This window comes from Haloactinospora alba (assembly GCF_006717075.1).
GTDB classification, from domain to species: Bacteria; Actinomycetota; Actinomycetes; order Streptosporangiales; family Streptosporangiaceae; genus Haloactinospora; species Haloactinospora alba.
In genome coordinates this window covers 394,255-420,523 of record NZ_VFQC01000002.1, presented here as the reverse complement: position 1 = coordinate 420,523, position 26,269 = coordinate 394,255, and the positions used below count along the sequence as shown (strand labels likewise).

Sequence of the window (26,269 nt, the reverse complement as noted above, 5' to 3'; positions counted from 1 at the left end):
GCACCTCGCGTACGTCCCAGAGAGGGCCGCGGGGTTTCCGGAGAGGCCCCAGCCGCTTGTGGACGCGGCGGCCGGACCCTCGCGAAGAGCCCACCGATGGGGCAGAATGATCGCCCCAACAGGGTGTATTGGGCTTTTCCGGCGTGATCCCCTAGGTTCGACGCCAACACGACGCCGCGGCGACGACGACCACCCGACCGGAGCACGACAGGGGACGAAGAACAGTTCGATGTCCGACTTGACCATCATGCTGATCAAGATCGCGTTTCTCGCGGTGCTGTGGTTGTTCGTGCTCATGACGGTCGGAGTTATCCGCACCGACCTCTTCGGGCCCTCCCCGGACAAGAAGAAGAACAAGAGCTCCAAACCCAAACCCGCCCCGCGCGAACAGTCCGCTCCGCGAGCCTCCCGGAGCAAACGGAACGAACCCAGCTCCCTCGCTGTCACCAAGGGCCCCCTCGCCGGCACCACCCTCAACCTCACCTCCCAGCCGATCACCATCGGCCGGGCCAAGGATTCGACGCTGGTCATCAACGACGACTACGCGTCCGGTCGGCACGCGCGCATCTACTCGGATAACGGTCGCTGGGTCGTGGAGGACCTCGGCTCGACGAACGGTACGTATCTCGGCCAGCAGCGCCTGACCGGCCCCCAGGCCGTTTCGGTGGGACAGCCCATCCGCATCGGCAAAACCGTCCTGGAATTGCGCAAATGACAATCGCTCTGAGATACGCGGCGCACTCCGACGTGGGATGCCTCCGCGAAGGCAACGAGGACTCTGCCTACGCCGGACCGCACCTCCTCGCGGTCGCCGACGGGATGGGCGGACACGCGGGCGGCGAGATCGCCAGCGCCATCGCGATCTCCGCCCTGCGGCCGCTCGACGAGGACGTGCCGCACGCCGAGGACGTCTCCACCTCCCTCCAACAGGCCGTCGAACAGGCCAACAGCACACTGGCCCAGCGAGTCAGGGACGAGCCCTGGCTGGAGAACATGGGCACCACGCTGACCGCCCTCCTGTGGACCGGGTCGCGGATGGTCATGATCCACATCGGCGACTCCCGGGCCTACCTCCTGCGGGAGGGTGAGTTCAGCCAGATCACCCACGACCACACCCTGGTGCAGACCCTCGTGGACGAGGGCAAGATCACCGAGGAGGAGGTCGCGACCCACCCGCAGCGCTCCCTGCTGCTGCGCGCGCTGGACGGACGCAGCGAGGTCGACCCCGACATCTCCGTCAGCGAGGCCAAGGTCGGGGACCGTTTCCTCCTGTGCTCCGACGGGCTCTCCGGCGTCGTGAGCGAGAGCACCATACACGAGACGCTGGCGACCGAGACCAACGTGGAGGCCACCGCACGGCGCCTCATCGACCTGGCCAACCGCGGCGGCGGTCCGGACAACATCACCGCCGTCGTCGCCGACATCGTCGACACCACCAACGAGCCTCCCCCCGAGAACGAGGCCGCCGTCGCGGGCGCCGCCGACCAGCGTGACGAACCCGCCATGACGCCCGACACTCCGGCCGGCCGCGCGCAGGGCCTCAACCGCGGCAGCGGCGACACCGCCGAGATGCAGCGTATGCCCAGCGACGACCCGCCGGAGAGTTCCGAGGACTCCAAGGACAGCACCCAGCCGCGCACCCGCCGGTGGTGGCCGATGGTGGTGACGTTCCTGGCCGCGGCCGTGGTCCTCGTCGGCGCGGGCTACTACTTCGGTACGCGCTACCTCGACAGCCAGTACTTCATCGGCCCCTCCGAGGACGGCGAGAACGTCGCCATCCACCAGGGGATCGACTCCGACGTCGCGGGTTACAGCCTGTCGGAGCAGGTCGAGGACACCGGCGTCGCCCTGGACATGCTCCCGGAGAACGAGCGCAAGTCGGTCGACGAGACCATTCCCGCCGACAGCGAGGAGAACGCGTCCGAACGGGTCGAGGAACTGCGCGCGAAAGCCGAGGAGTGCGAACGGGACCCCGAGTCCTGCGGCCGGGGCGAGCAGGACGCTGACCGCAACGAGCCGTCCGCGGACGGCGAGGAGCAGTCCCCCGCCGACGAGCACGAACCCCGCTCGCTTCCCGCCGACAGCGCAGGAGGACGGCCATGAGCGAGGCATCCACCGCGCTCCCACCGGTCAAACGGCGCAACGCCGAACTGATGATGACGTTGTTCGCCGTCGCGGTCACGGTGGCCGCGATGATCGCGACGAGCCTGATCCGCAACGGCGAGATGCCGCCCAGCCTCCTCTTCTACACGCTGGTGTTCGGCGGCTCCGCGGTGCTGGTGCACTTCTTCATCCGGTTCTTCGCCCCCTGGTCCGACCCGCTGATGCTGCCGCTGGCCACACTGCTCAACGGTCTGGGCATCGTCATGCTGTGGCGGCTCTTCGAGGCGGCGGACCGCACCGACGAGGGCAGCGCCATGCCCCAGCTGCTCCTGACCGCCGTCAGCATGGGCGCGTTCGCGGCCATCGTCTACTTCCTCAAGGAACCGCGCACCCTGCAGCGCTACCCCTACATCATGGCGGTGGGCGCCGTCGTGCTGTTCCTCCTCCCCCTGGTTCCGGGGCTCGGACAGACCGTCAACGGCGCGCGGCAGTGGATCAACATCGGCATCACCACCCTGCAGCCGTCCGAGTTCGCCAAGATCGCCCTGGTGGTCTTCCTGTCCGGCTACATGGTGATCAAACGCGACGTGCTGTCGCTGGCCAGCAAACAGGTCAAGGTCGGGCCGGTGAAGGTCATCGACCTGCCGCGGATGCGCGACACCGCCCCCATGGCGGTGATGTGGGGCTTCTCCATCCTGGTGATGGTGCTGCTGATGAACGACCTGGGAACGTCGCTGATGCTGTTCGGGACGTTCCTCGCGATGATCTACGTCGCCACCCAGCGCTCCTCCTGGGTCATCATCGGCGTCACCGCCTTCCTCGGCGCCTGCTTCCTGCTCTACCCGCTGGTGCACCACTTCTCGGTGCGGGTGGACAGCTGGCTGCACCCGTTCTCCGAGGAGATGCTCAACGGCGAGGTCGGCGCGAACAGCCAGCAGCTGGTCCGCGGCCTGTTCGCCATGGCCGAGGGCGGTATCACCGGTGCCGGCCTCGGCGGCGGGCAACCGGCCCGCGTCTTCGAGGTGCAGAACGACTTCATCTTCGCGGGCTTCGCCGAGGAGCTCGGACTCACCGGCGTCATGGTGATGCTGCTGTGCCTGGCGCTGCTGGTGGAGCGCGGTATGCGGGTGGCGCTGGCCGCCAAGGAGCTCTTCATCAAGATGTTCGCCTCCGGCATCTCGTTCCTGATGGCGTTCCAGACGTTCGTGGTCATCGGCGGCGTCACCCGGGTCATCCCGATGACGGGTGCGACCATCCCGTTCGTCGCCAAGGGCGGGTCGGCCCTCCTGTCGAGCTGGATCATGCTCGCGCTGCTGATGCGGATGAGCAACAACGCGCGTAAACCCGCCCCGCAATCCATCCAAGACGAAGGCGCTACCCAGGTGATCTCACGATGAACAAGCCCATCCGCCGACTCGCGATCTTCGCCCTCGCGCTCTTCGGCGTGCTGCTGGTCAACGTCACCTGGATCCAGGCGTTCGCCGCGCAGGGGCTCCGGGAGCACCCGGAGAACACGCGGCGCGCCGTCGACCGGCTCAACCAGCAGCGCGGACCGATCATCGCGGGCGGTGAGGAGATCGCGTATTCGGAACCGCTCAGCGAGGAGAGCGACAACTACCAGCGCAAGTACGAGGACGGCGAACTCTACTCGCACGTGGTCGGCACGTTCCGGCCCTCCGGTGAGACCGGGATCGAGGAGTACGAGAACTCGCTGCTGAACGGCTCCGACGACCGGCTGGCGGTCTCCAACTTCATGGACACCATCACCGGCAAGGAGAAGAAGGGCGCCAGCGTCGATCTGACCATCGACCCCAAGGTGCAGCAGGCCGCTCTGGACGGCCTGCGGGCCACCGGCAAGAACGGGGCGGCGCTCGCCCTCGACCCGGAGACCGGCGCGGTGCTCGCCTCCGTCTCCGTGCCGACCTTCGATCCGAACAGCGTCGTCGGCCTGGACGACACGGAGGCCGCCGCCGAGAACTGGGAGGAGCTGTCCGCCGACGAGAAGCAACCGCTGCTCAACCGCGGGCTGAACCAGCGCTACCCCCCGGGCTCCACCTTCAAGGTGGTCACCGCCGCCACGGCCCTGGAGAACGGCGCATCCCCGGACTCCACCATGGACGCGCCCGCCAACATCGACCTGGGCGGCGACCTGCCCAACGCGTGGGATGGTCCCTGCAACGACGGCGACCCCGACACGCTGGGCCACTCCATAGAAATCTCCTGCAACACCTCGATGGCGAACTGGGCCATGGAGATGGGCACGGACAAGATGACCGAGCAGGCGGAGGCGTTCGGGTTCAACCAGGAGGAGTTCAACACCCCGCTGCCGGTGACGCCGAGCAAGTACCCGCGGGAGGAGGACCGCAACTTCCTGGGCCGCTCCGGCATCGGCCAGGCCCACGTGGAGGCGACCCCGCTGCAGATGGCCATGGTCGCCAGCGGCGTCGCCAACGGTGGGGACGTGATGAAGCCCTACATGGTGGACAAGGTCCAGGACTCCGACCTGACCACGATCGAGGAGGCCGCCCCGGAGGTCTACAGCAACGCCGTGAGCTCCTCGACCGCCGACGACCTCACCCAGATGATGATCCGCGTCACCGAGGGCGAGGACGCCTCCGGCCCCAAGGGCGCCATTCCCGGCATGCAGGTGGCCGGCAAGACCGGGACCGCGGAGAACAGCGGGGACTCACACAACTGGTTCATCTCGTTCGCCCCGGCCGACGACCCCCAGATCGCCACCGCGGTCGCGGTGGAGCACGGAGGTGTCAGCGGCGGTGAGGTCGCCGCTCCGATCGCGCGGGACATGATGGAGGCAGTGATCGACGAGTGAGCGAGAACGGCGCGGACGCTCCGGGCCCCACCGGTCCCGGCGACGACCTCACCGGCACCCTGCTCAGCGGCCGGTACCGGCTGGACGAGCAGATCGGGTCCGGTGGCATGGGCACGGTGTGGCGGGCGACCGACACCCTGCTCAGCCGGTCGGTCGCGGTGAAACTCCTGCACCCGGACAAGATGGCCGAGCCCACCTCCCGGGAGCGTTTCCGTACCGAGGGCCGCATCACCGCCGGGCTGTCCCACCCCGGGATCGCCCAGGTGTACGACTACGGTGAGCAGGACGAACGCGCCTTTCTCATCATGGAGCTCGTCTCCGGCGAACCGTTGTCCTCCATTCTGGGCCGCAAGGACAGGCTTCCCCCCGGCGCTACCCTGGACATCGTCGGCCAGGCCGCCCAGGCGCTGGCCGCGGCGCACGCGCGCGGCGTCATCCACCGGGACATGAAGCCGGGGAACCTGCTGGTCACCGACGACGGCACGGTGAAGCTCACCGATTTCGGCATCGCCCGGGGCGACCAGTCCGTCACCCTGACCCAGACCGGCATGGTCATGGGCACAGCCCAGTACATCTCCCCGGAACAGGCCTCCGGTGGTTCGGCGACGTTCTCCTCCGACATCTACGCGCTCGGGGTGGTGGCCTACGAGTGCCTGGCCGGCCGCCCCCCGTTCACCGCGGACACCCCCCTGGCGCTGGCGCTCGCCCACGCCCGGGAGGCCCCGCCGCCGCTGCCCCCCGATATTCCCGAACACCTCGGGAACCTCGTGGAACGGTCGTTGGCGAAGTCACCGGAGGACCGTCCGGCTTCCGCCGGTGAGGTGGCCCAGCTGGCCCAGCAGATCCGCGGCGCCGGCGGTTTCGCCTCCGCCGCGGCGACGAGCGCCCTGGAGGCCGCCGCATCCGGCCCGGCAACGGACGCGACCATGGTGACCGACGCCGAGGACGGCGGCCCGGCCACCCACCCCCACGCGGCCACCGCGACCGGCATGGGGACAGCCGCGGAGAACAGGGACGCCTCGTCCGGTAGGCTCGCCCAACGGTCCGATTCCCACCGCCGGACGAGGTTGCCGCTCATCCTGGCGGCGCTCGCGGTGACGGCGCTCGTCGCTCTCGGGGCGGTGTGGGCGGGCCGGACGTGGGGCGGATCAGACGGAGGGGAGAGCCCCGCGGGAGGGGGCGGATCGGCACCCTCCTCCGAGACGTCCGCACCGGAGAGCCCATCCGGGGAATCGCCGGCGGAAACGGACCAGCCGCAGTACGACGACGGTGGGAACGACCGTCCGGACGCGGAACCGCCGGCGGAACCGGACAACAACAACGACTCCCCGCCGGCGGACGACGAGTCGTCCTCCCCGGACTCCACCGACGAAGCGTCGGACCCCCCTCCCGACCAGGGGGACTCGGACGATACCGGGGGCCCTGGTGATGGCACCGGGGAGGAGAACGGCGACAATGGCGGCAGCGACAACAGCGACGGCGGCACCGGTGACACCGACGACGGCGGTGGTGACGGCGGCGGCAGTGACGACACCGACGGCGGCGGCGACGGTGGTGACGGTAGCGGTAGCGGCGCATGAAAGATAGGACGGGGGAGGGCGGGGCCTAGAACAGTACGCACCCGACACTCGCCAGGTGGCCCGACCCCACCCCGGGCACCACGAAGATACGAGGAACAGTTCACGACATGTCTCAGCCCCGGCTTCTCGGTGGCCGCTACGAGCTCGACGGACTCATCGGGCGCGGCGGCATGGCCGAGGTCTACCACGCGCGTGACCTGCGTCTTGACCGCTCGGTCGCCGTCAAGATGCTCCGCCAGGACCTGGCCCGCGACCACACGTTCCAAACGCGGTTCCGGCGCGAGGCGCAGTCGGCCGCGTCGCTGAACCACCCCTCGATCATCGCGGTGTACGACACGGGCGAGGACACCCTCGACGAGGTGGACATCCCGTTCATCGTCATGGAGCACGTGGAGGGCCGCACCCTCAAGGAACTCCTCGACGACGACCGGCGCCTCCTCCCGGAACGCTGCGCGGAGATCATCGACGGTGTCCTGCGGGCCCTGGAGTACAGCCACCGCAACGGCATCGTCCACCGCGACATCAAACCGGCCAACGTCATGCTGACCCAGCAGGCCGAGGCCAAGGTGATGGACTTCGGTATCGCGCGTGCAACGGACGACAACCAGGCGACGATGACCCAGACGTCGCAGGTCATCGGAACCGCCCAGTACCTGTCCCCGGAGCAGGCGCGCGGCGAGCGGGTGGACGCGCGCAGCGACATCTACTCCACCGGGTGCGTGCTGTACGAGCTCCTCACCGGCCATCCCCCGTTCTCCGGGGACTCCCCCGTGTCCATCGCCTACCAGCACGTGCGTGAGGACCCGGTCCCGCCCGGCGAGGAGGACCCGGAGATCCCGGAGTGGCTGGACGAGGTGGTGCTGCGGTCCATGACCAAGGACCGGGACCAGCGCTACCAGAGCGCCGACGAGATGCGGGAGGACATCCAGCGCGGGTTGCAGGGCATGCAGACCGCGGCGAGCACGATGGCGGTTCCCGCCGCCGCGGGGGAGACCAGCACCCTCCCCCCTGCCGACGGCGGGGACGAGGGGCCGCCCCGCCGGGACCGCGGCGGCCGCCGCGGGTTCCACGCCGTGCTGTGGGTCATTCTGGCCCTGGCGGTCCTGGGCGCGCTCGTTTTCGCGGGATGGATGCTCAACCAGGATCCCCCACAGGGAACGGAGGTTCCCGACGTCGTCGGCATGGCGGAGGACCGGGCCGAGGACAGCCTTCGGGACGAGGGTTTCTCCGACATCGAGTCCCAGAGCGAGAACCACGACGACGTCGACGAGGGTGACGTCATCCGGACCGACCCCGAGGGGGGCGAGGAGGTCCAGGAGAGCGAGACCATCACGCTCGTCGTCTCCGAGGGGCCCGGCGAGGCGCAGGTTCCCGACGTCCAGGGGATGTCCCGCGACGAGGCCGTCCGGGAACTGCAGGAGCAGGGCTTCCAGATCGGTTCGTCGTCCAGGGAGCCCTCCGACTCCGTGGCCGAGGGAAACGTGGTCCGCACCGACCCCGAGGGGGGATCGTCGGCGGATCCCGGCACCCGGGTGGACCTGTGGATGTCCGACGGCCCCGAGCAGGTGTCGGTCCCCGACCTCTCCGAGATGACGCGCGAGGAGGCCGAGTCCGAACTCTCCGACGCTGGGCTGAGCGCCGACTTCCAGGAGGAGGAGAACGGCGACGTGGAACCGGACCGGGTGCTGGGCCAGGACCCGGAGCCCGGCTCGGAGGTCGACCCGGGAAGCACCGTCACCGTGCGGGTGGCCACCCAGCCCGACGAGAACACCCAGAGCCCGACCGACCAGCCGCCGGAGAGTCCCACCGACGACGGGGGCAACGGTGACGACTCCGGGTTCGATCCCACCGACCCGTTCCCCGACAACGGAAACGGAAACGGGAACGGGGAGGAACGCAACCGGGTCTTCCCCTGAGAGGTGGCAGTTCCGTCATCCCGCCGGCGGTATGGTCCCACGAGGCGGTAGCATCCCGCCGGCGGACCGCGAACGCGCGAGTGACACGTAAACTGGGAACCGTGTAGACGAGTTCCGGCCGATTCGTTTTGGAGCAGCGACCGTGCCCAAGTCCCGCAACGATCGCAAGAAGAAGGCCGTATACACCCCGCCGCCGTCGTCGGAGAAACCGAAGGTCAGCCCTCGGTGGCTGGCGCCGACGATGCTCACCTTCGGCATACTCGGCATCTTGTGGATCGCGGTGTACTACATCGCCGGTACACAGATCCCCTACATGAGTGACCTGGGCAACTGGAACCTGCTCGTCGGCTTCGGCGGCATCATCATCTGCGTCATCCTGTCCACCCGCTGGCACTGACCGAAGACCGCGCCGCACAACCGCCGGGCTCTGTGCGGCGGCCCTCCGGCCGCGCCCGCCGGCGTTCCGGGAGTGCGCGGTGGTCGGGTCAGATCTGCCAGACGACGGTGGCGGACGCGATCGCGACCACCACGAGCAGTACCGCGTACGCCGCGGTCGCCGCCGCGTGCAGGCGGGTCCGCCGGGCTGTCTGCTCGCCCAACCGCCCGGTCGACCACGGCAGGTAGGCGTAGGCGGCGCCCAGGACCAGGCCGGAGACGAGACCCCCGATGTGGCCGGTCCAGGAGATCTGGGGGACGGCGAACGTCAGCAGCAGGTTGATGCCCAGCAGGACCAGCACGAACCTGATGTCGACGCGCATCCGCCTGCCGAGCACGAACAGCGCGCCGAACAGCCCGAAGACGGCCCCCGAGGCGCCGATGGACAGTTGTGCGGGTGTCACCGCCAGGGACAGGACGGAACCGCCCAGGGCGCTCAGCAGCCACAGGCAGGCGAACCGGCCGTGTCCGAGCCACCGCTCCAACTGCGGCCCCAGAATGTAGGTGGCATAGCCGTTGAACAGGATGTGCCAGACACTGCCGTGCAGGAACGCCGCCGTGAGCAGCCGGTACCACTGGTCGGCGCCGACGATGCCCACCCCCCACATGCCCAGTGTCCGCACCAGCGGACTCTGGGCGGCGGCCAGCGGGGTGGACGCGCTTGTCAGCTGCGCGACGAACCCCGCCGCCATGAGGGCGAGCACGGTCCACGTGACGTAGGGACCGCGGACGGGTTTGCCGCCGAACGTGGTACGCGCTCCCCGCGCGCTCTTCTGCCCCTCGGCAACGCAGGAGACGCAGTGGAACCCCACCGGGGCTTCCCGCATGCAGTCCGGGCAGATGCGCCGCTCGCAGCGGTTGCACCGGACGTAGGCTTCCCGGTCGGGGTGCCGGAAACAGGTGGGAACCGACTCCGTCCCGGAGTCGGACTCGGCGCGCGGGGAGTCGTTCATCGTCGCCGCCCCTACGAGCGTTCGATCTCGACGGACGAGAGGACGATGTCCTCCACCGGGCGGTCCTGGGGCGTGGTCTGGACCTTGGAGATCCGGTCGACCACGTCCGTTCCCTCGACGACCTCGCCGAAGATAGTGTGCTTGCCGTTGAGCCAGTCAGGGGTTCCCACGGTGATGAAGAACTGCGAACCGTTGGTGCCCGGGCCCGCGTTCGCCATCGCCAGCAGGTAGGGGCGGTCGAACCTGAGCGAGTCGTCGAACTCGTCCTTGAAGGTGTAGCCGGGACCACCGCGGCCGTTGCCCAGCGGGTCCCCGCCCTGGACCATGAAGTTCTCGATGACGCGGTGGAGGATCGTGCCGTCGTACAGCTTCGCGTTGGTGGGCTGGCCCGTGCGGGGGTCCATCCACTGTCTCGTTCCCTCGGCCAGGCCGATGAAGTTGTCCACGGTTTCGGGGGCCTGCTCCGGGAAGAACGTGACCACGATCGTTCCCATGGTGGTGTTCAGCCGAGCGCGAGGCTGGCCGGTGGCGTCGGACACCTGGGGACCTTTCCGTTGTGACTACTGACGGGTCCACGATACCCGTCACCGCCAGCACAACCGCGCTCGTGACCTCGTGGGAGGCCGACCTCGCCGCCCCCGGGCCGTGGCGTGTCGATCCCCCGCCTATCGGACGGACAGGACGTATGCTGAGATAACGTACGGATAACTCCTTCGCGTCGCACTACCCGCCCTGATGCGTAGGACACGCACCAATGGGCAGGGTGCAGCCTGGATCCTGAGAGAAACGGAGGTCACCGTGCCCATAACACGGAAATGCCGTACACGCAGTGCCCAGCCCGAGGCGGCACTGTCCCGCCTTGGTGCTGTTGCCCGTGACAAGACCGAGAACCTCGGCCCTTACGCCGACCAGGCCAGGGAGACCGCGAGCCAGCGGATCCACCAGGCGCGGGACTGGACCGCGCCGCGTCTGGAGATGGCCGCGTACCGCGTCGAGGACACCGTGGCTCCCCGTGTGGCTGACTTCCTCTCCTCCACCGCGCAACGAGTGGAACCGAGGCGGACACGGCGCGGGATCATCGCGGCCCGGAAGACCCGGCGCCGCGTTCCGCGTGCCGCCGTCATCGCCGGCGTGGCGGTGGTCGGAGCGGCCGCCTGCTACGGCGCGCTGAAGCTGCGCCAGGCGTCCCAGGACGCGGAGTGGCAGGCCAACCTCAACCAGGCCAGGGAGCAGGTGCGCGAAACCCGCGAACAGCTCGCCGCCAAGGCCAGGGATGCCAAGGAGCGCGTCGCCGGCGACGGAGGAGCCGGCGACGGGGACGGCCGCGGCCCCTCGGAGGCAGGGAACCTCAACGGGCAGGCCACCACGTGACACGACGCCGGCCCCCGTTCGGAACCACGTGTCCGGGGGTCGGCGTCAGTCGTTCTGCACGGGTCGCCAGGTGAACGGGTATTTCCACTTCCCGCCGGCGAGGCTGGCCACCCCCGCCACCACGGGGAGGAAGATCCAGCCGAGGAACAGGAACAGCCACGCCAGCAGCGGCAGGATCAACCAGGACAGCCCCAGCAGCACGATCGAGGCGACGACGAAGGTGAGCTGGTAGTTCAGCGCTTCGGTCGCGTGGCGGCGGACGAAGGTGGAACTCCTGTCACTCACGAGCAGCACCAGCAGCGGCCCCAGTGCGGAGAGAAAATAGCCGGACACGTGGCTCCCCGCTGCCGCGAGCCGTTCGTTCCCGCTGCGCGGGCCCGCGTCGGCGGGGGCGGGTGACGGGAAGGTCTGTTGCGGGGCGGGAGCTATGTCGCCGAGAAGCGGTTCCAGGTCGGCGTGGACTTTCGCCGCCATCGCGAGGTCGAGCCGTTCCTCGAACTCCGCCTCGTCCAGCTTGCCCTCGGTGTAGGCCGTCTTGATCTGTTCCGCGGCCTCGTCCCGCTGTGCGTGGGTCAACCGCAGGTAGGCGCTGCCGGAGGTTCCGGAACGGTAGGGCGCCGCTGAGCTTCCGGGGGCGTTCGGTCCCAGGGGGGACCTCGGATCGTGCGCTGCCACGTTCACTCCTTGCCGCTTGCCGCGTCGCCGCTGGCGCGGCCCCGGTCGGATGTACTTCCCCTTCCATCATGCGCCCTACCGTCCGGTTACGACATCGGGGATCATCCCTGAGCCAACCCTGGCCCGACCGTGCCCCTTTCCCATCAGGCACGGCCGGTGACCCGGTTCAGGCGGTGGCCCCGCCGTCCACGGTGATCTCGGTGCCGGTGATCTGGGCACCCCCGGGGCCCGCCAGGTGGGCGACCGTAGCAGCGATGTCCCCGGGCTCGCCGTAGCGCCCGAGGGCGGTCAGTGCCCGCTGCCCGTCGGCGGCACCGCCGTCGGCGGGGTTCATGTCGGTGTCGGTGGAGCCCGGGTGCACCACGTTCGCGGTGATCCCCCGCGGCCCCACGTCCCGGGACAGCCCCTTGGTGAAGCCGACCAGGGCGGACTTGCTCATGGAGTAGAGGCTGAGGCCGGCGAACGACGCCCGCTCCGCCAGGTTGCTCCCGATGTTGATGATCCGGCCTCCCGACTCCATGTGCCGCACCGCGGCCTGGGTCGCGACGAAAACGGCGCGGTTGTGCACGGCCATAGTGGTGTCGTAGTCCGCGAGGGTGAGTTCGTCGATCTGACCCAGCAGGAAGATGCCGGCGTTGTTCACGAGGATGTCGATCCGTCCCAGCTCGGCGACGGTCCGCTCGACAGCGGCCGTGACGTCCTCGGCGGCGGAGGCGTCCGCCTTGAGGATGCTCCCCCGACGGCCGGCCTGCTCCACCCGGGCGAGCACCTCCTTCGCCTGGTCAGCCGAGGAGTTGTAGGTCAGCGCGACATCGGCGCCGTCCCGTGCGAGGCGTTCCGCGACCGCCGCGCCGATCCCCCTGCTTCCACCGGTGACGAGTGCGACCTTGCCCTGGATCGGGTTCATGCTCTACCTCCACCCACATTTATGTATCGGTCGATACATAATTGGTAGCATGGGAGTACACCGACGTCAACGGGAGCAGCTCACGGGGGTGCCATGCCGGGACGGGGACGCCCGCGCCAGTTCGACAGGACCGCGGCGCTACGAACCGCGATGGAGCTGTTCTGGACACACGGCTACGCGGGCACGTCGGTCAGCCTGCTGAGCAACGCCATCGGCATCACGTCGACGAGCCTCTACGCGGCGTTCGGGAGCAAGGAAGCGATATTCCGCGAGGCGGTCGAGCTGTACAACGCCAGCGGGACGACCTCCCCCACGGACAACGCCCTCACCGCGCCGAGCGCGCGCCAGGCTGTCGAATCCATGCTGCGGGACAACGCCGAGGCCTATCTGCACCCCAGCACACCGCCGGGGTGCATGGTGGTCCTGTCCGGACTCAACCTCCCCCCGGGTGAGGAGCGCATCAGCCACCACCTCACCGAGTGCCGGGGTGAGGTGTACGACAAGGTGCTCCACCGGCTGGAGCAGGGGGTGGCCGACGGCGACCTGCCCCCGGAGGCGGACACCACCACCATGGCCTCCTACTACGTGACGGTGCTGCACGGACTGTCGATCCAGGCCCGGGACGGGTGCACCCGCGCGACGGCGCACGCCGTCATCGACGGCGCCATGCTGGCCTGGGAGGGGCTGGCGCACGGCCGCCACGACGTCGGGGACGGGGAACACGTCCCCCGCACCGACCAGGGAACGGCCTGAGGAGGTACTCAGGCCTTTACCCCACCGGCCCGGTGTGGCCTACACACACCCCTTCGCCCCTGCCAGGGCGAGCAACCCGGCGCACGCTCCGCGCACGGGAAACGAAGACACAACGACGAAAGAAACAACGCCCACGGAACCGGCCGAACCGGTTCCGTCCACACTGGCGTCCGAAATGTGAAGATGCGGCGATTTCCCAAACAAAAACGAGGATGGCAGTGTAAGATTACATAATATTCCCACGGGAGCGGCACTCCCGGAACAGCCGCCATTCCAGCAAGTCAAGGAAATACCCCCCGATCCTGACCTGGGAGTCCACACCGAAACACCCCTCCGCCGAAGCGCGCTGTTTTCCGAGGAAACGGAACCCACTCGCGCCCCCTTCAACGTGTTCGGGACGGCTCCACCAGGGCACGCGGTTCGACAGCACGCATGGTTTCCCCGGACAGCGGCGCATTCGGACACCAGGAAAGGCCACCCCCCACTGGAGCGCCGCGCATGGACGAACGCGATCTCGTACTGCTGAACCTCTCCGGAGTGCAACGGTTCATCACCGAGTCCCGCACCACCGCCGATCTGTACTCCGGAAGTCGGATCGTCATGTCGCTCGCCGGAAAAGCGGCCGAGGAATTCCGTGGCTCCCCCCGTAACGAGCTGATTTTCCCCTCCCCGCCTTCCGACGGCAGCCCTGTCGTGATGGACGGCATGTCCAACCGTGTCGTCGCACTCGTTCCGGCAGGGGAAGGCGCGTCGATCGCGGCAGCCGCCGCGCATAGCACCGACCAGCTCTGGAGAGCGTGGGTACGCGAAGTCTTCGGAGAGCGCGAGCTCGGCTCGGTCCCGGAATGGCCGAGGCTCTCCTGGGTCTGCGTCCCACCTCAGCCCGGTGGCTATCCCCGACAGTGGGAAATCGCCCAGCAGAGGCTGGCCGGACGCAAGAACGTCAACGACTTCTCCCCGTTCCAGGCCAAACGGCAGGGGGTGTGCGCTCTCAGTCCGCACTGGCCCGCCTCCCCGCACATGCCTCGGCACCGAACCGTGGAGGCCGACCAGCTCAGTGTCCCCAACTGGGTGAAACGCTGCTGGCCGCGTCTGGAGGGAGGGAAACTCGGTTTCCCTCCGACCAACGCGTTCTCCTCCTCCAGATTCCGCGCGGAGGTACTGCGGCGCTGGGACGACTCCCGGGTGCGCGAGGCTGTGCGCGAGCTGCGTGACGCGGCGCGGAAGGTCGACCCTGACCCCTCCAACGACACCCCCGTACCGGGGATACCGGAACCGGACACCGACCAGGGGCGTACGGCAGGGACGTGGTTGCGCAGTCAGGCCGGAATCTGGGTGTACCCGGAAACCTGGCACCTGCACGGACTTCGGCGCAAACACGGCGAGAAGCACGGCAACCCGCTGGACGACGGTTTCACCGACGCGGTACAGCAGGGTCGGGCCGCCGCCGCACACCTCACCGAGCTCCTGGGGCACCACAGGAAGGGAGGATCAGGCGAAACCCTCCCCCCGTCCCCTCCCTGCGCCTACCTCGCGGTGCTCGTCCAGGACCTGGACTCCATGGGTCGCTACCTGTCCGGCCATCCCCTCGACCCGAGCATGGACCGCCCGCAGGTGAGCGCAGCCCAGCACCGGCTCGTCTCCCAACGTCTACAGGCACTCGCCGCCAGGCAGCGAGCGGCCGTCGAGGACCCGGACGTGCGTGGGCGGGTCGTCTACGCGGGGGGAGACGACCTCCTCGCGCTCCTCCCCGCCGACACGGCGCTACACGCGGCCCGACGGTGCCACGACGAGGTTCCCGGCGACCTGCCCACCCCCAGCACGGCCCTGCTGTTCTTCCACCACGCCGTCCCGCTGCAGTTGGCACTGCGCCGGGCCCGCGAGGGGCTCACCGCGGCCAAGGACGCGAGGGAACTCAAGCACGGCCTGTCCGTGGAGTACCTGCGCAGCTCCAGCGCTTCCGACCGGCACGTCGGGCGGTGGGAGGACGGTCCGACCTCCTCCCTGGAGGTGTTCCTCCCCCGAGCCGGCGAGCGGCCGATGGAACTCTCCCCCACCCTGGTACACGAGCTGGAACGCAGCGCAGGACAGCTCCACGGCCTGCTGAGAAGCGGGGAACCGCACGCGGGGAGCACCGCCCGCCGGGAGATACGGCGGCTGATCGAACGTCACGTGTACTCCGACGGCACAGCGGGAGCGGAACACGTCCGACAGTTCGCGAGCGAGGCGGACGAGGCGCTGTGGAACCTGCGGGAAGCCCGGGGCAGGGACGAGGTCCCGGTGCGTGCCGCCCGGATAGCGGTGTTCCTGAAGCAGGAGGTGCGATGAGCGGGTCCGCCCAGGAAACCGTATGGGTAGGAATACGGCCGCACGACACGGTGCACGTTCGGGACGGGCGCCCCTTCCAGGGCGGCACCGGCGGCCGCGCCGAGACCGTGCGTCCCACTCCCTCAACCGTGGCGGGTGCTGTAGGAGCCGCGTGCGGCGACGCCTACGGCGCGCGCAGCGAGCCGGGCGCCGTGCGCGGCCCCGTACTGGTGGGATACCGGAGCACGAAGGGATGGGAGCCGTACTTTCCCGCCCCCAGGGATCTGGTCTCCGAGAGCCGCGACCGTGATGAGGCCCACCGGATGCGTCCGGACGAGTCCCGGCCCGAGGTGTCTACCGACCTCGACCACGCGGCCGGACCGGAAGGGCCACGGCTGCGCCCCTTACTCCCTCCGGCGGAGCTGTCCGGCGCGGAACCGATCGACGAGTGGGTGTCCGGACCGGCGCTCGAGGGCTATCTGCATGGCTCCCAGGAGCCCTCCCGTCGGGCGCACCTCGACGTCCCGCCCTCTCCCCCCATGCACCAGGAGGTCCGCACCGGCCTGGCGCTGACCCCGGAGAAGACCGCGCGGCACGGGATGCTGTACGAGTCGGTGCACTGGCGGCTCGGCGAGGGGTGGATGTTCGCCGCCGAGTGCGCGGACCTTCCGGGGGATCCGGCGAAGCTGCCGTCCCTCGTCCAGTTCGGCGGGATGCGCCGTCTGGCCGACCTGCTCACTCCGGAGGGAATCGCGTGGCCGTCCCCGCCCCCGGCGTTCCCCGGCGGCCGGGTGCTGGTGTACGTCGCCACTCCCGCCGTCTGGGAGCAGGGATGGCTTCCACCACTGGAGCCACACGCCGAGGTGGTCGCGGCGGCGCTCGGCCCGCCGCAGCCCATCACCACCGGCTCGCCCGGTCACGGCAAGTTCGAGGACACGACGACCCTGTTCCCCGCCGTCCCCGCCGGCTCGGTCTACCTGCTGCGGTTCCCGGACGAGGCCGCGGCCGGCGAGTGGGCGCACCGCAGGCACGGACGGACGCTGCGGCAGGACGACCAGACGCGTCTGGACACGGCGGGTTTCGGGGTCATTCTGACGGGAGTGTGGTAATGACGAGTTTCCTGGTGTACTTCTACGCCGAGTCCCCGCTGCACGCGGGCGCGTCGGAGAGCGGGGACGGGCTGGACCTGCCGATCCAGCGAGAGGCCGGAACCGGCTACCCGGTGATCTGGGGCCAGAGCCTCAAAGGCGCCCTGCGCCAGCTGGCCCGGGACCAGGGATTGGGCCCCGGCCACGATGAGAGTCCGCAGCGCAGCTATCTGGAACACGCCTTCGGCCCCGACCTCACCGGGGACGGCAGGCGCGAGACCGATCCGGCGGCCGGTGTCGTCACTGTCGGCGACGCGCAGCTCGTTGCCATGCCGGTTCCGACGCTGCAGCACACGTTCGCCTGGGCCACCTCCGGACTGGCCCTGGGCCGACTGGCGCGCAAGTACCAGCGTATCGGCAGGGCCGCCGACCTCCCATCCGTACCCGACGAACCGTACCCGGGCACGGGGTACGCAACCTGCGACAGCTGGACCACGTCCGGAGGGGCGGAGCATGTACTCGGTCCCTGTGTGGTACCGCTGACGCAGCCAGAGGGGACGGACGGGACGAACCCGCTGGCACGATGGGCGTCCCTGCTGCGCGGCGACGCGCTGGGAGCCCCCGACGTGAACGGCACCACCGGGAGCAGCGAAACTCCGGCGGGTCACGCACCGATGCACTTCTTCGGGAAGAAGATGTCCACAGACCTGCTCCTGCTGCACTCCGACGTGATGGACCAGGTGCTGCGGGAAAGCACGGAGCAGTCCGTGCAGGTGCAGCTCTCCCCGGAGACCAAAACCGTGCGGCACGGCCCGTTCACCAGCGAGTACCTGCCCGCCGAGAGCCTACTCGCCAGCGTGGTCACGTTCCGGGAGGAGCGGGGACAGCTCGACCCCGAATCTTACAAGGCCCTGCAGGACATCTTCCGGGAACTGCTCAACGGCAGGGTTCTCCAGCTCGGCGGGCACGAAACCACCGGCAAGGGGCTGGTGTGGGCGCACACGGTCGGTGGTGAGGACTGATGGCGGAGAACCATGTCCGGCGGCTCGACCGGGGGATGGCCGAGAAGGCGCTGCGGGTCCTGCGCGCGAGTCTCGACGAGAACGCACCAGAGGACGCGGAACCCCGGGTCGGGGACACACTGCGCACCCGGATGCGGGCGCTTCCGCAACGGCTGCACGGCGGCGGGTTCGCCGCCACGTACGCCTTCCTCGTCGCTAAGAGCAACGGGAACGACAAGGTCGCGCGCGCCTACCGCCAGCTCAGCGTCGTGATCGCCGAACACGTTCGGCAGGAAAAGCTACTGCCGGACAGCAAGGGCCCGGAGAAGCACGGCGATCCCGCGTGGCTGCTGCGAGAACTCGCCACCAACCGGGTGACCCCCAGCCAGTACGCCCGGCTCTCGGCGGAGGTCCTCCAGCTGGCGACATGGCTCCGGCGGCTCGCGGACGCGCTGTACGAACCGGACACGGACGGAGGCGGCCAGGATGGGGAGTAGGCGGCAGAGGCCCAGCGATGTGCACGGCCCGTTCGGAAAAGTCGTGGACCTGGCCGACAACGGACTGACCTACAACGGTTCCCCTCTCCGCGACGACACGAACTCCCTCGTCGTGACCCGTCGCCTCGCGTTCGACACGGAGGAAGGGAAGGACGGCTCCCGGACCGGCCAAACGCCGCCGGAGAGCCGCGTCCGGAAGTGGGCGAGCGTCTCCGCGCTCGGAGCGAGAGGGAGGATGACCTCCGACAAATCCCTCCTGCTGAGTCGGCTGCACGAGCGCCGCGCGGCGTTCCTCGACACCTGGAAGCGCCCTCCCGCCACGGCACCGAACGGCGCCTCCCCCGCTCCCCGGACGTTCGCCCGGTACCGGCTTGTGGCGGAGTGGCGGATAGCGATCGGGCTGGGACTGGAGTACGGACCGTGGGAGACGGGACTGGCGCTGCACGGCACCTACGGTTTCCCGATACTGCCCGGTTCCGCGCTGAAAGGCGTAGCCGCCGCGGCCGCACGGGAGGCGGCGGAACCGGCGGAGGGCTCACCAGCGGACACCACACAGGCCACCGTCGGGCGGGAAGAGCCTTCCGCCCCCGAGCTGATCCGCACGGTGTTCGGAACGCCACGCCCCGACGACCAGCACGTGGGTGCCCAACAAGGGAGTGTCCGGTTCCTCGACGCCCTCCCGGATCCCGGGAACGTCTATGTCCACGAGGACGTGATCACACCGCACCAGAAAAGCTACTACCAGCGGACTCCCGGAGCGCATCCCGACGGGCTGGGTATCGCGGACGGCAGTGGTGTCGCGCTCGTCCCTCCCGCCGAACACCACCAACCGGAACCCGCGCCGTTCCTCTCCGTGTCCGGGAGCTTTCGGATCGACCTGCTCGGCCGCAGCGAAGAGCACACGCGGTACGCGATCGACTGCCTCCAGTACGCGGGCGAGCACCTGGGGCTCGGGGGCCGCACGACGGCCGGGTACGGGTACTTCTGCATTTGCGAGGAGCAGAGAGATGGCTGAGACGAGAATCCACGTCATCCCTGTCGGGGTGAGCCTGTGGAACAACGTGAGGAATGAACCGTCGAGACTCACCGACGAGGGAGGAGTAAGATGGAGTGAATTTAAGAGATTCTCTGAGCAGCTTTCACTCTCCCACAATTCTCCTACGGAGGACCGAGAGAGCGAGCAGACCACAGAGGGACGCATAAACGACTTCCTCGAAAAAAAAGAAACCGAGAACACAAAGAGTCTGGAAAAACTGAACGACTTCCTTCCGCCGAACCGCCTCAAAACGGATGCAACAGCGGAGCTCTCCACATTCCGAAGCGTCACCGGTGGAATCCGGCTGAAGGACCGGGACACCGTTCTGTTTCTGGTCAGCGACTCTGCCAGCGCCAAGTACGCCGCCCTGTGGAGCGCGTTGGCACTCACGGGCGGGGAAAGGGGAAGAGTCCGTTACCTGACCAATCCCGCGGAGAACCTTCCCGAGCTGAAACACCACGTGACAATAGCGCGGATACCAGAGTTGGACATCGCGGCAACGGAGCAGTTCCGCCGCGCGATGCGCCAACTCGGCAGGGTGGGAAAGGGGCTGTTGGAGATGCTCGCGCATCGCCCCGAAAGGAACGCCGTGCTCACCTTCCACCTCTCCGGCGGGTTCAAGGCCTACATCCCCCACTTCCAGGGACTCGCCGAAGCCCTGCGCACGGCGACAAGCCCGAACAACGTCGAAGCCTACATGCTGCACGAGCACTCGGAGCGAGGCGGGCCGATCCCGATCCCGCTGCGCTCGGTCAACCGCGAGGCGATGTTCGAAGAGATAGGCCAAGTCACGGACGGATTCCTTGCGAGAAAACCGAACTCACAAAAACGAAGCTTCGAAGGGTTCGCATACGAGAGGCATGAGAGCACCGGCCCATCGGGTAAACCAACGGAAACATACCGGCTCACCCCCTTCGGAGAGGCGATAATGGAGATAACGAGATAAAGAATAAATTGACACCTTACCTCCGCTCGCTCCTCCAGGACCTGGAGGGCGGAATAAGGTTCCCTGACCCGGAACAGCGGGAACCGGGGAACGGGATCGAGGAGAACAGCGAGAAAAGCATCGGGGAGCTGGCTAGGGACCGCGGAAGAGTCAAGGACTCCATCCTGGAGATGACGCAGGAGATAGACTGCGGACAGCAAAGGGCGCCGCAGACCTTTCCGGCGACGAGGGATTCACTACGCCGGACCCTGCTGGGGGACAAGGACCTCGTCTGGTGGAGCACCCAACGCCCGGCCTTCCTGCTCCGCGAGATCGCGACAGCGAGAGGACGCAGTCCGGAGGATGCCGTGGGCCTGGAGGACAAGGACCAAGAGGTCTGGCGGATCCTCGCTGTCTTCCTGGACACGGTGTGGGAGGTCACCAGCTCGGGAGAGTCCGGAAGCGAGTACGGCTACCTCGCGCCGCTGGCAGCCCGCAACCGCTTCCTCGTCCTCTCCCACCCCATCCGGTTTCGGCAGCAAGAACCGGAACAGTCCCCCACCACCTCCGGGAGCCGGGACACCTCCAACGAACCGACCGAGGAATCGGGAGTGTTCGGGTACAACACGTGGGAGACGGCGGTCTCCCGGGCACGTGAGGCGCGAGCCATCTGGCTGTCCTACCTCGACTCCCACCAGGAGTACCCCATCCTCGCCCGTGTGCCAGCGGGCCAGCTGGAGAGGGAGCTCCGCACCGTCGCCTTCCGCAACGGCAGATCCGGGGAGGGACCCCTCTCCCTCCCCCGTTCCGTTCTCCGCGGCAACGGTCGCACGGAGATGGGGAACCATCCCACCACCGCCGACAGCATGGTGTTCGCGGACGTGCTGGAACGCCACTTCCTGCCCAGGTTCGCGCTGGGAACGGTTCTGGGAGGGCTGCGCGCTGCCCGAGGAGCGCACCTCGGGCAGGCCTGCGCGATACTCGGCGCGGTCCTGGTCCCGGCCGCCACCTTCACGACGCTGGCCCTGTTCCCGAACGGATGGTCCTGGGTGCCTCCGCTCGTCGGCTACGCCGCTGTGGGGACCGGCGTCCTCCTCCTCGGCCACACCTGGGCGCTGGCGTGGCTCCTACGCATCCCGGCGGCCGCCGCGCTCGGGCTGATCCCCCTCATCGCGCTCAACCCGTGGTGGTGGCAGCAGGCGGCAGAGTCGTGGCGGTTCGTCCTTCCCGCCGTGGCCGCTCTGGGAACGGCCACCGTCGGCTACCTCCTCGTGCAGGGACGCAACCACAACGTCTCCGCGGGTAGCCGAGGTACGTGGCGGGAGGCGCGCCACGCCACCATCCTCGGACGCGTCGCCGGTGTCAGCCTCGTCGCCCTGCTGCACTCCTCCCTCGTGGCCGTGATCGGCATGAGCGCCGTCGCTCCCGCCTTCGCCGAGAACGGCGACGAACTGCTGCGTGTCTGGAACGGCACGGACGGGGCCTCGCACGGCATGTGGCGGGTACTGCTGCTGGCGACCGCCGGATGCTTCGCCTCCGGCGTGTTCTCCCAGATCCTGTGGGACGACCGGCCGATCACCGCCCCGCTCACCCACGTCCGCTGGCGTGGCGGGCGTTAGAAAGGCACTTGCCATGGACTGGACGACGTTTCGCCTTACCACCACGACACCGGTACTCAACGGCGACGACCTGCACGCGGCGTTCCGCGTCTCCTCGCTGCGCGGCGCGATGCGTTTCTGGTTCCGCGCCCTGGCCGGACACCGGGTGGGTGCGAACCTCACAACGTTGCGCGCGCTCGAGGACAGGGTCTTCGGGACCACAGGGTGCCCGAGCCCGGTCCGGATGCGCGTCGTACCGGAGAACAAGAGCAACGACAACGGGAACTACACCTGGGACACCGGAACGGCGGAGAGAGCGCGCTGGATCGCCTACCTCTGGGGACAACAGAGCAACACCGCCGGGAAAAGAGGGGTGTCCCTCCACAACGTGTCGCTTCGCCCGGGCGAGACCACCACTCTGAAAGTCAAGCTCAGCGGCGACGACACGATCGACACCCTGGTTATCGCCTCCCTGTGGCTCGTGTGCGCCTACGGTGGTGTGGGGGGCCGTGTCCGGCGGGGTTTCGGCGGGCTGCGCGCCGCCCACAAGTCCGGTCCCCTTCCCGGGATATGGCGGGACAGGGCGGCGGAGACCTTCGGTCCGAACCTCGACCACTACGTCAAGGTCGCCGAAACCGGCTCCCTCTCCCCACACGGAGTCATCGCGGAGTCCCTCGACAGCCTGGACGCCCTCATCGACCGGTTCCACGGTGCCACCGGTTCCGCTCCCGATGAGTCAACTGCTCCCCCACGGTACCCGACACTGAGCAGCAAACACACCCGTGCCGGGATAAGCGCCCACACCGCCGACGATCTCACGGGGATCGCCGCGTACACCGGGGAGCAGTTCCGTCGCGCTCGCGCCCCTGTGGACAACCGCAGTTCCCACAGTGACTACCAGCCCAAGATCAAAACGGCAGAGTACCGGGACGTCGTACAGGAGGGTAAGAACAACGACTTCCCACTCGCGGCGTTCGGACTCCCGGTCCAGTTCAAAAAAACGATGACAGCGACGGCGTACAAGGGATCCGCTCCCCTTCGCCGCGCCTCCCCCTTGTGGTTGCGTTTCGTCTGCGACCGGGAGAACGACCAGTGGAAGGTCTTCTCCTTCGCGTTCCACAACGAGTACCTCGCGGGGGAGGACGACATAGCGATCATGCTCGACAGAGGCGGTAGAAAACAGCCCCTCAACGTCACCCACCACCACGTCGTGGAACGGACCACTGAGTGGATCGACCGCATGAGCTCCGAAGAGTCCCCCTATTCATAGGAGGGACCGCGATACCGCCCCGTCGTTTCCGAGGGCGGGGCCACAGTGTCGGCCTCCGGCTCCTCCGTCCGCCAGCCCAGCTGGCTACTCCCCGGCCGAGGTCAGGACGACGAACTCCGCGCCGGAACCGTCGAGGCAGACCGCCAGCCGGCCGACGCCCTCCGCGTCCTCGGGGCCCATCCGGACCTTGCCGCCGTTATCCGTCACCCGGGCGATGGTGGCGTCGCAGTCGGCCACCTCGAACACGGGGTGCCAGTAGGGGCCGCCCTCCTCCCGCATGCTGTCGGCGTCGAGCTGCACCATCCCGCCCTGGGCCTGCCCAACGTTGCCGTCCTGCGGGATGATCAGGCTGTACACCCCGCCACCCCCCGGAAGCGGCACATCGCTCGTGGTCCACCCGAACAGCGCCCTGTAGAACTCGACCAAGGCGGCCACGTCGCTGGTGCACAGTTCTATCCACGTCAGGCTCCCCGGATCCCCCGTCCGCTCCAGCCCCCGCGTCGCGCCCGGCTGCCACACCGCGAAATCGGCACCCACCGGGTCGGTGAACTGCGCCAGCCGTCCCTCACCACCGACGTCGCCGGGCTCCACCCGAACCGTCCCGCCGGCGCGCCGCACCGTGCTCGCGGTCTTCTCCGCGTCGGGGGTGGCGAAATAAACCGTCCAGGAAGGCCGGGCGCCCTCTTCGGTGAGCGGGCCGACAGCGGCCACGGTCCTCCCGCCCGACCGGAAGGCGCCGTAACCGCCCGGCTCCGGGCCGAACGGGTGGTACTCCCACCCGAACACCGCGCCGTAGAAGGCGACGGCGGCGTCGGTGTCGGTCGCACCCAGGTCGATCCAGCACGGTGAACCGGTCGCGAAGTCAGTGGTGGTCATGGTTCTTCCCCTCGTGTCGTTACTGGTGCCGCCAGCATGTAACCGCGCACCACTGACATTCACCCGGCGGAAGTTTCCGAACACGCCAAATCTTTCCCAAACCGGCCGGACCGCCCGGCCTGGAGGGCCCCCTTCCCGAAGCCGAGCACACACCCGGCCCGTTCCGCCGCGGCACAGCCGGGGCGACGCGGCGGAACGGTGCGGTACTGCCGGTACGGGTCACGCGCGGGCGGTGTCCAACACCCGTTCGGCGAGCTCGAGAGCGCCGTCCACCTCTGTGGCGACGTTCATCATCTCCACGAACGCGTGGTCGACCCCCGCCTCGCGTTCCGCGCGCACGAGGGCCTCGGCGATCTCGTCGACCGATGCGGTAGCGGTGGGATACACCCGCAGCACCATGCCGAGTTCGGCGGGATCACGACCCGCCTCCGATGCCCTGGTGCGGATGTCCGCCATGGGAGCGGTGATCGCCGTCGGGTCGAACGGCCCCGTCCCGGGGGCGACCACCGGCAGCCACCCGTCCGCGCGGCGGGCGACGCGCTGCATGGCCGCGGGGGCGAACGCGCCGAGGTACACGGGAGGGCGGGGGCGTTGCACCGGTTTGAGGTCGCTGTGGGTTGCCGGGACCCGCCAGTGCTTTCCCTCGTACTGGGCCGGGTTCTCGGACCAGAGGACCTCGAGGGCGTCCAGACACTCGTCCAGGCGCGCTCCACGCTCCTTCATGGGCACTCCCGCCGCCTGGTACTCCTCGGGGGACCACCCCGTCCCGAACCCGGGGAGGAGCCGACCACCGCTGAGACGGTCGATCGTGGTGAGGGAGCGAGCGAGCACCGCGGGCGCGTACCAGGGGGCGTTGAGGACGTTCGCGCCGACACTCACCCGTTCGGTGACCGTCGCGGCCACCGCCATGAGGGCGAAGGGGTCGAGGACGGCGTGGAACTCCTCGGGGATGGAGTCCGAACCGAAGTACCCGACACTGGGGTTGACCGGACCCAACAACCGGTCACCCACCCACAGGCTGTCGGCGCCGATCCGTTCGGCCTCGCGCGCGAAACGTGCGACGTCGTGCGTCTCGTGCGCGAGTGCTCCCATCTGCGGCAGAGTGAAGCCAATACGCATCAGGACCTCCTGTCCCGAACACTCCGGTTCCTGGGGGTAGCAACCGGAAACCCAGCACCATGCGGCTCCTCGTCACACGGGCTACCTGCCCCGCGGTCACTCAACGCCGCATGGACGTACACCGAGTGGGCAACATCACCGCACGCCCCGCCATTCCCCGGCTGTCGCGGATCGAGGAGAACGCGCGCGTACCTCCTGGCGAGCCGCTGGTCCGGGCCATAGCAGGGAGCGGGGAACACCAACGGCTCTACTCCGGAGGAGGACCGGGGAGGAAACGCACGGCGGGCCGGTTCCGGGGACCGTTCGGGTCCACCGTCGAACGCACGCCATAGACCTCGGCGATGAGCGACTCGGTGACGACCCGTGCGGGAGGCCCGGCAGCCACGGCGCGCCCCTCGGCCAGAACCACCAGCGCGTCGCAGTACATCGATGCCAGGTTGAGGTCGTGGAGGGCCATCACGGTGGTGACCGGGAGGCGCACGACGAGCTCCAGCAGGTCCAGCTGGTTGCGGATGTCCAGATGGTTGGTGGGTTCGTCCAGAAGCAGCTCCCGCGGTTCCTGGGCGAGCGCCCGAGCGATCTGGACACGCTGACGTTCCCCGCCGGAGAGGGTCTGCCAGGACTGTTCGGCCCTGTGGTCCAGGCCCACGCGGTGCAGGGCGCCGCGCACCACCTCCTCGTCGGAGGCCGTGGGTCCCGCCCAACCGCGCCGGTGCGGAATCCGGCCCAACCTCACCACGTCGGAGACCGTCAGGTCGACTTCTGTCGAGGAGTGCTGCTCCACCACAGCCACCCGGCGGGCCATCTCCCGCCTTCCCAGTTCCGTGATCGGTGTGCCGTCCAGACTCACCGCTCCCGAGCTGGTGTCGCGCACTCCCGAAAGCAACCTCAACAGCGACGATTTCCCCGACCCGTTGGGGCCCAACAACCCCACGGTCGCCCCGCTGCCGGCGGTCAGGCTCACCCCGTCGACGATCAGCCTCCCCCCGGCGGTCCAGGACACGTCCTGGGCGCACAAGCTCACAGCAC

The 26,269-nt window shown here is 68.8% G+C and carries 24 protein-coding genes; 17 read left to right on the top strand and 7 right to left on the bottom strand.

The genetic code is table 11. The features are described 5' to 3' along the window. Positions 1–229: 229 nt before the first annotated feature. The 7 genes from FHX37_RS19535 to FHX37_RS19505 all read left to right on the top strand — a co-directional run bounded on the left by FHX37_RS19535 (position 230) and on the right by FHX37_RS19505 (position 8,826). Positions 230–715: an FHA domain-containing protein FhaB/FipA gene (locus FHX37_RS19535; protein WP_141925667.1), complete on the top strand. Its 486-nt coding sequence runs from the start codon at positions 230–232 to the stop codon at positions 713–715. Further along, a complete protein-coding gene (locus FHX37_RS19530) occupies positions 712–2,103 on the top strand; it encodes a Stp1/IreP family PP2C-type Ser/Thr phosphatase (protein ID WP_141925666.1) in 1,392 nt (463 codons plus the stop codon). The genes FHX37_RS19535 and FHX37_RS19530 overlap by 4 nt, the downstream gene beginning before the upstream one ends. Continuing rightward, positions 2,100–3,500 carry an FtsW/RodA/SpoVE family cell cycle protein gene (locus tag FHX37_RS19525; RefSeq protein WP_141925665.1) on the top strand — a complete coding sequence of 467 codons (1,401 nt, stop codon included), beginning with the start codon at positions 2,100–2,102 and terminating at the stop codon, positions 3,498–3,500. Before FHX37_RS19530 ends, FHX37_RS19525 begins: the two co-directional genes overlap by 4 nt. Further along, positions 3,497–4,933 carry a peptidoglycan D,D-transpeptidase FtsI family protein gene (locus FHX37_RS19520; protein WP_141925664.1) on the top strand — a complete coding sequence of 479 codons (1,437 nt, stop codon included), beginning with the start codon at positions 3,497–3,499 and terminating at the stop codon, positions 4,931–4,933. The genes FHX37_RS19525 and FHX37_RS19520 overlap by 4 nt, the downstream gene beginning before the upstream one ends. Beyond that, complete coding sequence (locus FHX37_RS19515; RefSeq protein WP_246062447.1) at positions 4,930–6,513, top strand: serine/threonine-protein kinase; 1,584 nt, start codon at positions 4,930–4,932, stop codon at positions 6,511–6,513. The genes FHX37_RS19520 and FHX37_RS19515 overlap by 4 nt, the downstream gene beginning before the upstream one ends. Positions 6,514–6,620: 107 nt before the next feature. Beyond that, a complete protein-coding gene (pknB, locus tag FHX37_RS19510) occupies positions 6,621–8,429 on the top strand; it encodes a Stk1 family PASTA domain-containing Ser/Thr kinase (RefSeq protein WP_141925663.1) in 1,809 nt (602 codons plus the stop codon). 142 nt (positions 8,430–8,571) lie between these two features. Further along, on the top strand, positions 8,572–8,826 hold the full coding sequence (locus tag FHX37_RS19505; protein WP_141925662.1) for a cell division protein CrgA: 255 nt from the start codon (positions 8,572–8,574) through the stop codon (positions 8,824–8,826). Positions 8,827–8,914: 88 nt separating this feature from the next. Here the strand turns inward: FHX37_RS19505 and FHX37_RS19500 are convergent, their stop codons facing one another. Both FHX37_RS19500 and FHX37_RS19495 read right to left on the bottom strand, forming a co-directional pair. Then, positions 8,915–9,817 (bottom strand): rhomboid family intramembrane serine protease, encoded by a 903-nt coding sequence (locus tag FHX37_RS19500; RefSeq protein ID WP_211351964.1) that lies wholly within the window; start codon positions 9,815–9,817, stop codon positions 8,915–8,917. A gap of 11 nt (positions 9,818–9,828) precedes the next feature. Beyond that, on the bottom strand, positions 9,829–10,356 hold the full coding sequence (locus tag FHX37_RS19495; RefSeq protein ID WP_141925661.1) for a peptidylprolyl isomerase: 528 nt from the start codon (positions 10,354–10,356) through the stop codon (positions 9,829–9,831). Between the two features lie 259 nt (positions 10,357–10,615). Here FHX37_RS19495 and FHX37_RS19490 point away from each other — a divergent pair, with 259 nt between their 5' ends. Then, on the top strand, positions 10,616–11,188 hold the full coding sequence (locus FHX37_RS19490; protein ID WP_141925660.1) for a hypothetical protein: 573 nt from the start codon (positions 10,616–10,618) through the stop codon (positions 11,186–11,188). 45 nt (positions 11,189–11,233) lie between these two features. On the opposite strand, the gene FHX37_RS19485 is transcribed toward FHX37_RS19490, so the two are convergent. Both FHX37_RS19485 and FHX37_RS19480 read right to left on the bottom strand, forming a co-directional pair. Further along, entirely contained in the window at positions 11,234–11,863 is a 630-nt protein-coding gene (locus FHX37_RS19485) for a DUF1707 and DUF4870 domain-containing protein (protein ID WP_141925659.1), read from the bottom strand. Between the two features lie 166 nt (positions 11,864–12,029). Then, positions 12,030–12,770 (bottom strand): SDR family NAD(P)-dependent oxidoreductase, encoded by a 741-nt coding sequence (locus tag FHX37_RS19480; protein ID WP_141925658.1) that lies wholly within the window; start codon positions 12,768–12,770, stop codon positions 12,030–12,032. A gap of 93 nt (positions 12,771–12,863) precedes the next feature. Between FHX37_RS19480 and FHX37_RS19475 the strand changes: the two genes are divergently transcribed. The 9 genes from FHX37_RS19475 to cmr1 all read left to right on the top strand — a co-directional run bounded on the left by FHX37_RS19475 (position 12,864) and on the right by cmr1 (position 23,245). After that, positions 12,864–13,523: a TetR/AcrR family transcriptional regulator gene (locus FHX37_RS19475; protein WP_141925657.1), complete on the top strand. Its 660-nt coding sequence runs from the start codon at positions 12,864–12,866 to the stop codon at positions 13,521–13,523. A gap of 498 nt (positions 13,524–14,021) precedes the next feature. Continuing rightward, a complete protein-coding gene (locus tag FHX37_RS19470; protein WP_170181648.1) occupies positions 14,022–15,851 on the top strand; it encodes a Cas10/Cmr2 second palm domain-containing protein in 1,830 nt (609 codons plus the stop codon). Then, on the top strand, positions 15,848–16,939 hold the full coding sequence (locus FHX37_RS19465) for a type III-B CRISPR module-associated Cmr3 family protein (RefSeq protein WP_141925655.1): 1,092 nt from the start codon (positions 15,848–15,850) through the stop codon (positions 16,937–16,939). Before FHX37_RS19470 ends, FHX37_RS19465 begins: the two co-directional genes overlap by 4 nt. Then, on the top strand, positions 16,939–17,940 hold the full coding sequence (gene cmr4, locus FHX37_RS19460; RefSeq protein WP_141925654.1) for a type III-B CRISPR module RAMP protein Cmr4: 1,002 nt from the start codon (positions 16,939–16,941) through the stop codon (positions 17,938–17,940). The genes FHX37_RS19465 and cmr4 overlap by 1 nt, the downstream gene beginning before the upstream one ends. Further along, on the top strand, positions 17,940–18,416 hold the full coding sequence (locus FHX37_RS19455) for a type III-B CRISPR module-associated protein Cmr5 (protein ID WP_141925653.1): 477 nt from the start codon (positions 17,940–17,942) through the stop codon (positions 18,414–18,416). Before cmr4 ends, FHX37_RS19455 begins: the two co-directional genes overlap by 1 nt. After that, positions 18,406–19,431 carry a type III-B CRISPR module RAMP protein Cmr6 gene (cmr6, locus tag FHX37_RS19450; protein WP_141925652.1) on the top strand — a complete coding sequence of 342 codons (1,026 nt, stop codon included), beginning with the start codon at positions 18,406–18,408 and terminating at the stop codon, positions 19,429–19,431. The genes FHX37_RS19455 and cmr6 overlap by 11 nt, the downstream gene beginning before the upstream one ends. Beyond that, positions 19,424–20,398, top strand: a complete 975-nt coding sequence (locus FHX37_RS19445; protein ID WP_141925651.1) for a hypothetical protein — start codon at positions 19,424–19,426, stop codon at positions 20,396–20,398. Before cmr6 ends, FHX37_RS19445 begins: the two co-directional genes overlap by 8 nt. 8 nt (positions 20,399–20,406) lie before the next feature. Continuing rightward, positions 20,407–21,996 (top strand): NnrS family protein, encoded by a 1,590-nt coding sequence (locus FHX37_RS19440; protein WP_141925650.1) that lies wholly within the window; start codon positions 20,407–20,409, stop codon positions 21,994–21,996. Between the two features lie 13 nt (positions 21,997–22,009). Then, positions 22,010–23,245: a type III-B CRISPR module RAMP protein Cmr1 gene (cmr1, locus tag FHX37_RS19435; protein ID WP_141925649.1), complete on the top strand. Its 1,236-nt coding sequence runs from the start codon at positions 22,010–22,012 to the stop codon at positions 23,243–23,245. 84 nt (positions 23,246–23,329) lie between these two features. On the opposite strand, the gene FHX37_RS19430 is transcribed toward cmr1, so the two are convergent. From FHX37_RS19430 to FHX37_RS19420, 3 genes are all read right to left on the bottom strand, one after another. Continuing rightward, positions 23,330–24,121, bottom strand: a complete 792-nt coding sequence (locus FHX37_RS19430) for a VOC family protein (protein WP_141925648.1) — start codon at positions 24,119–24,121, stop codon at positions 23,330–23,332. Positions 24,122–24,340: 219 nt separating this feature from the next. Next, positions 24,341–25,240: a TIGR03619 family F420-dependent LLM class oxidoreductase gene (locus FHX37_RS19425; RefSeq protein WP_141925647.1), complete on the bottom strand. Its 900-nt coding sequence runs from the start codon at positions 25,238–25,240 to the stop codon at positions 24,341–24,343. Positions 25,241–25,487: 247 nt separating this feature from the next. After that, entirely contained in the window at positions 25,488–26,264 is a 777-nt protein-coding gene (locus tag FHX37_RS19420; RefSeq protein WP_141925646.1) for an ABC transporter ATP-binding protein, read from the bottom strand. Positions 26,265–26,269: the final 5 nt, after the last annotated feature.

Coding starts and splice junctions, on each gene's coding strand:
- FHX37_RS19500 (WP_211351964.1), bottom strand. CDS start 9,817: ATGAACGACTCCCCGCGCGCCGAGTCCGACTCCGGGACGGAGTCGGTT.
- FHX37_RS19525 (WP_141925665.1), top strand. CDS start 2,100: ATGAGCGAGGCATCCACCGCGCTCCCACCGGTCAAACGGCGCAACGCC.
- FHX37_RS19520 (WP_141925664.1), top strand. CDS start 3,497: ATGAACAAGCCCATCCGCCGACTCGCGATCTTCGCCCTCGCGCTCTTC.
- FHX37_RS19430 (WP_141925648.1), bottom strand. CDS start 24,121: ATGACCACCACTGACTTCGCGACCGGTTCACCGTGCTGGATCGACCTG.
- FHX37_RS19530 (WP_141925666.1), top strand. CDS start 712: ATGACAATCGCTCTGAGATACGCGGCGCACTCCGACGTGGGATGCCTC.
- FHX37_RS19465 (WP_141925655.1), top strand. CDS start 15,848: ATGAGCGGGTCCGCCCAGGAAACCGTATGGGTAGGAATACGGCCGCAC.
- FHX37_RS19475 (WP_141925657.1), top strand. CDS start 12,864: ATGCCGGGACGGGGACGCCCGCGCCAGTTCGACAGGACCGCGGCGCTA.
- cmr4 (WP_141925654.1), top strand. CDS start 16,939: ATGACGAGTTTCCTGGTGTACTTCTACGCCGAGTCCCCGCTGCACGCG.
- FHX37_RS19535 (WP_141925667.1), top strand. CDS start 230: ATGTCCGACTTGACCATCATGCTGATCAAGATCGCGTTTCTCGCGGTG.
- FHX37_RS19470 (WP_170181648.1), top strand. CDS start 14,022: ATGGACGAACGCGATCTCGTACTGCTGAACCTCTCCGGAGTGCAACGG.
- FHX37_RS19455 (WP_141925653.1), top strand. CDS start 17,940: ATGGCGGAGAACCATGTCCGGCGGCTCGACCGGGGGATGGCCGAGAAG.
- cmr1 (WP_141925649.1), top strand. CDS start 22,010: ATGGACTGGACGACGTTTCGCCTTACCACCACGACACCGGTACTCAAC.
- pknB (WP_141925663.1), top strand. CDS start 6,621: ATGTCTCAGCCCCGGCTTCTCGGTGGCCGCTACGAGCTCGACGGACTC.
- FHX37_RS19445 (WP_141925651.1), top strand. CDS start 19,424: ATGGCTGAGACGAGAATCCACGTCATCCCTGTCGGGGTGAGCCTGTGG.
- FHX37_RS19480 (WP_141925658.1), bottom strand. CDS start 12,770: ATGAACCCGATCCAGGGCAAGGTCGCACTCGTCACCGGTGGAAGCAGG.
- FHX37_RS19425 (WP_141925647.1), bottom strand. CDS start 25,240: ATGCGTATTGGCTTCACTCTGCCGCAGATGGGAGCACTCGCGCACGAG.
- cmr6 (WP_141925652.1), top strand. CDS start 18,406: ATGGGGAGTAGGCGGCAGAGGCCCAGCGATGTGCACGGCCCGTTCGGA.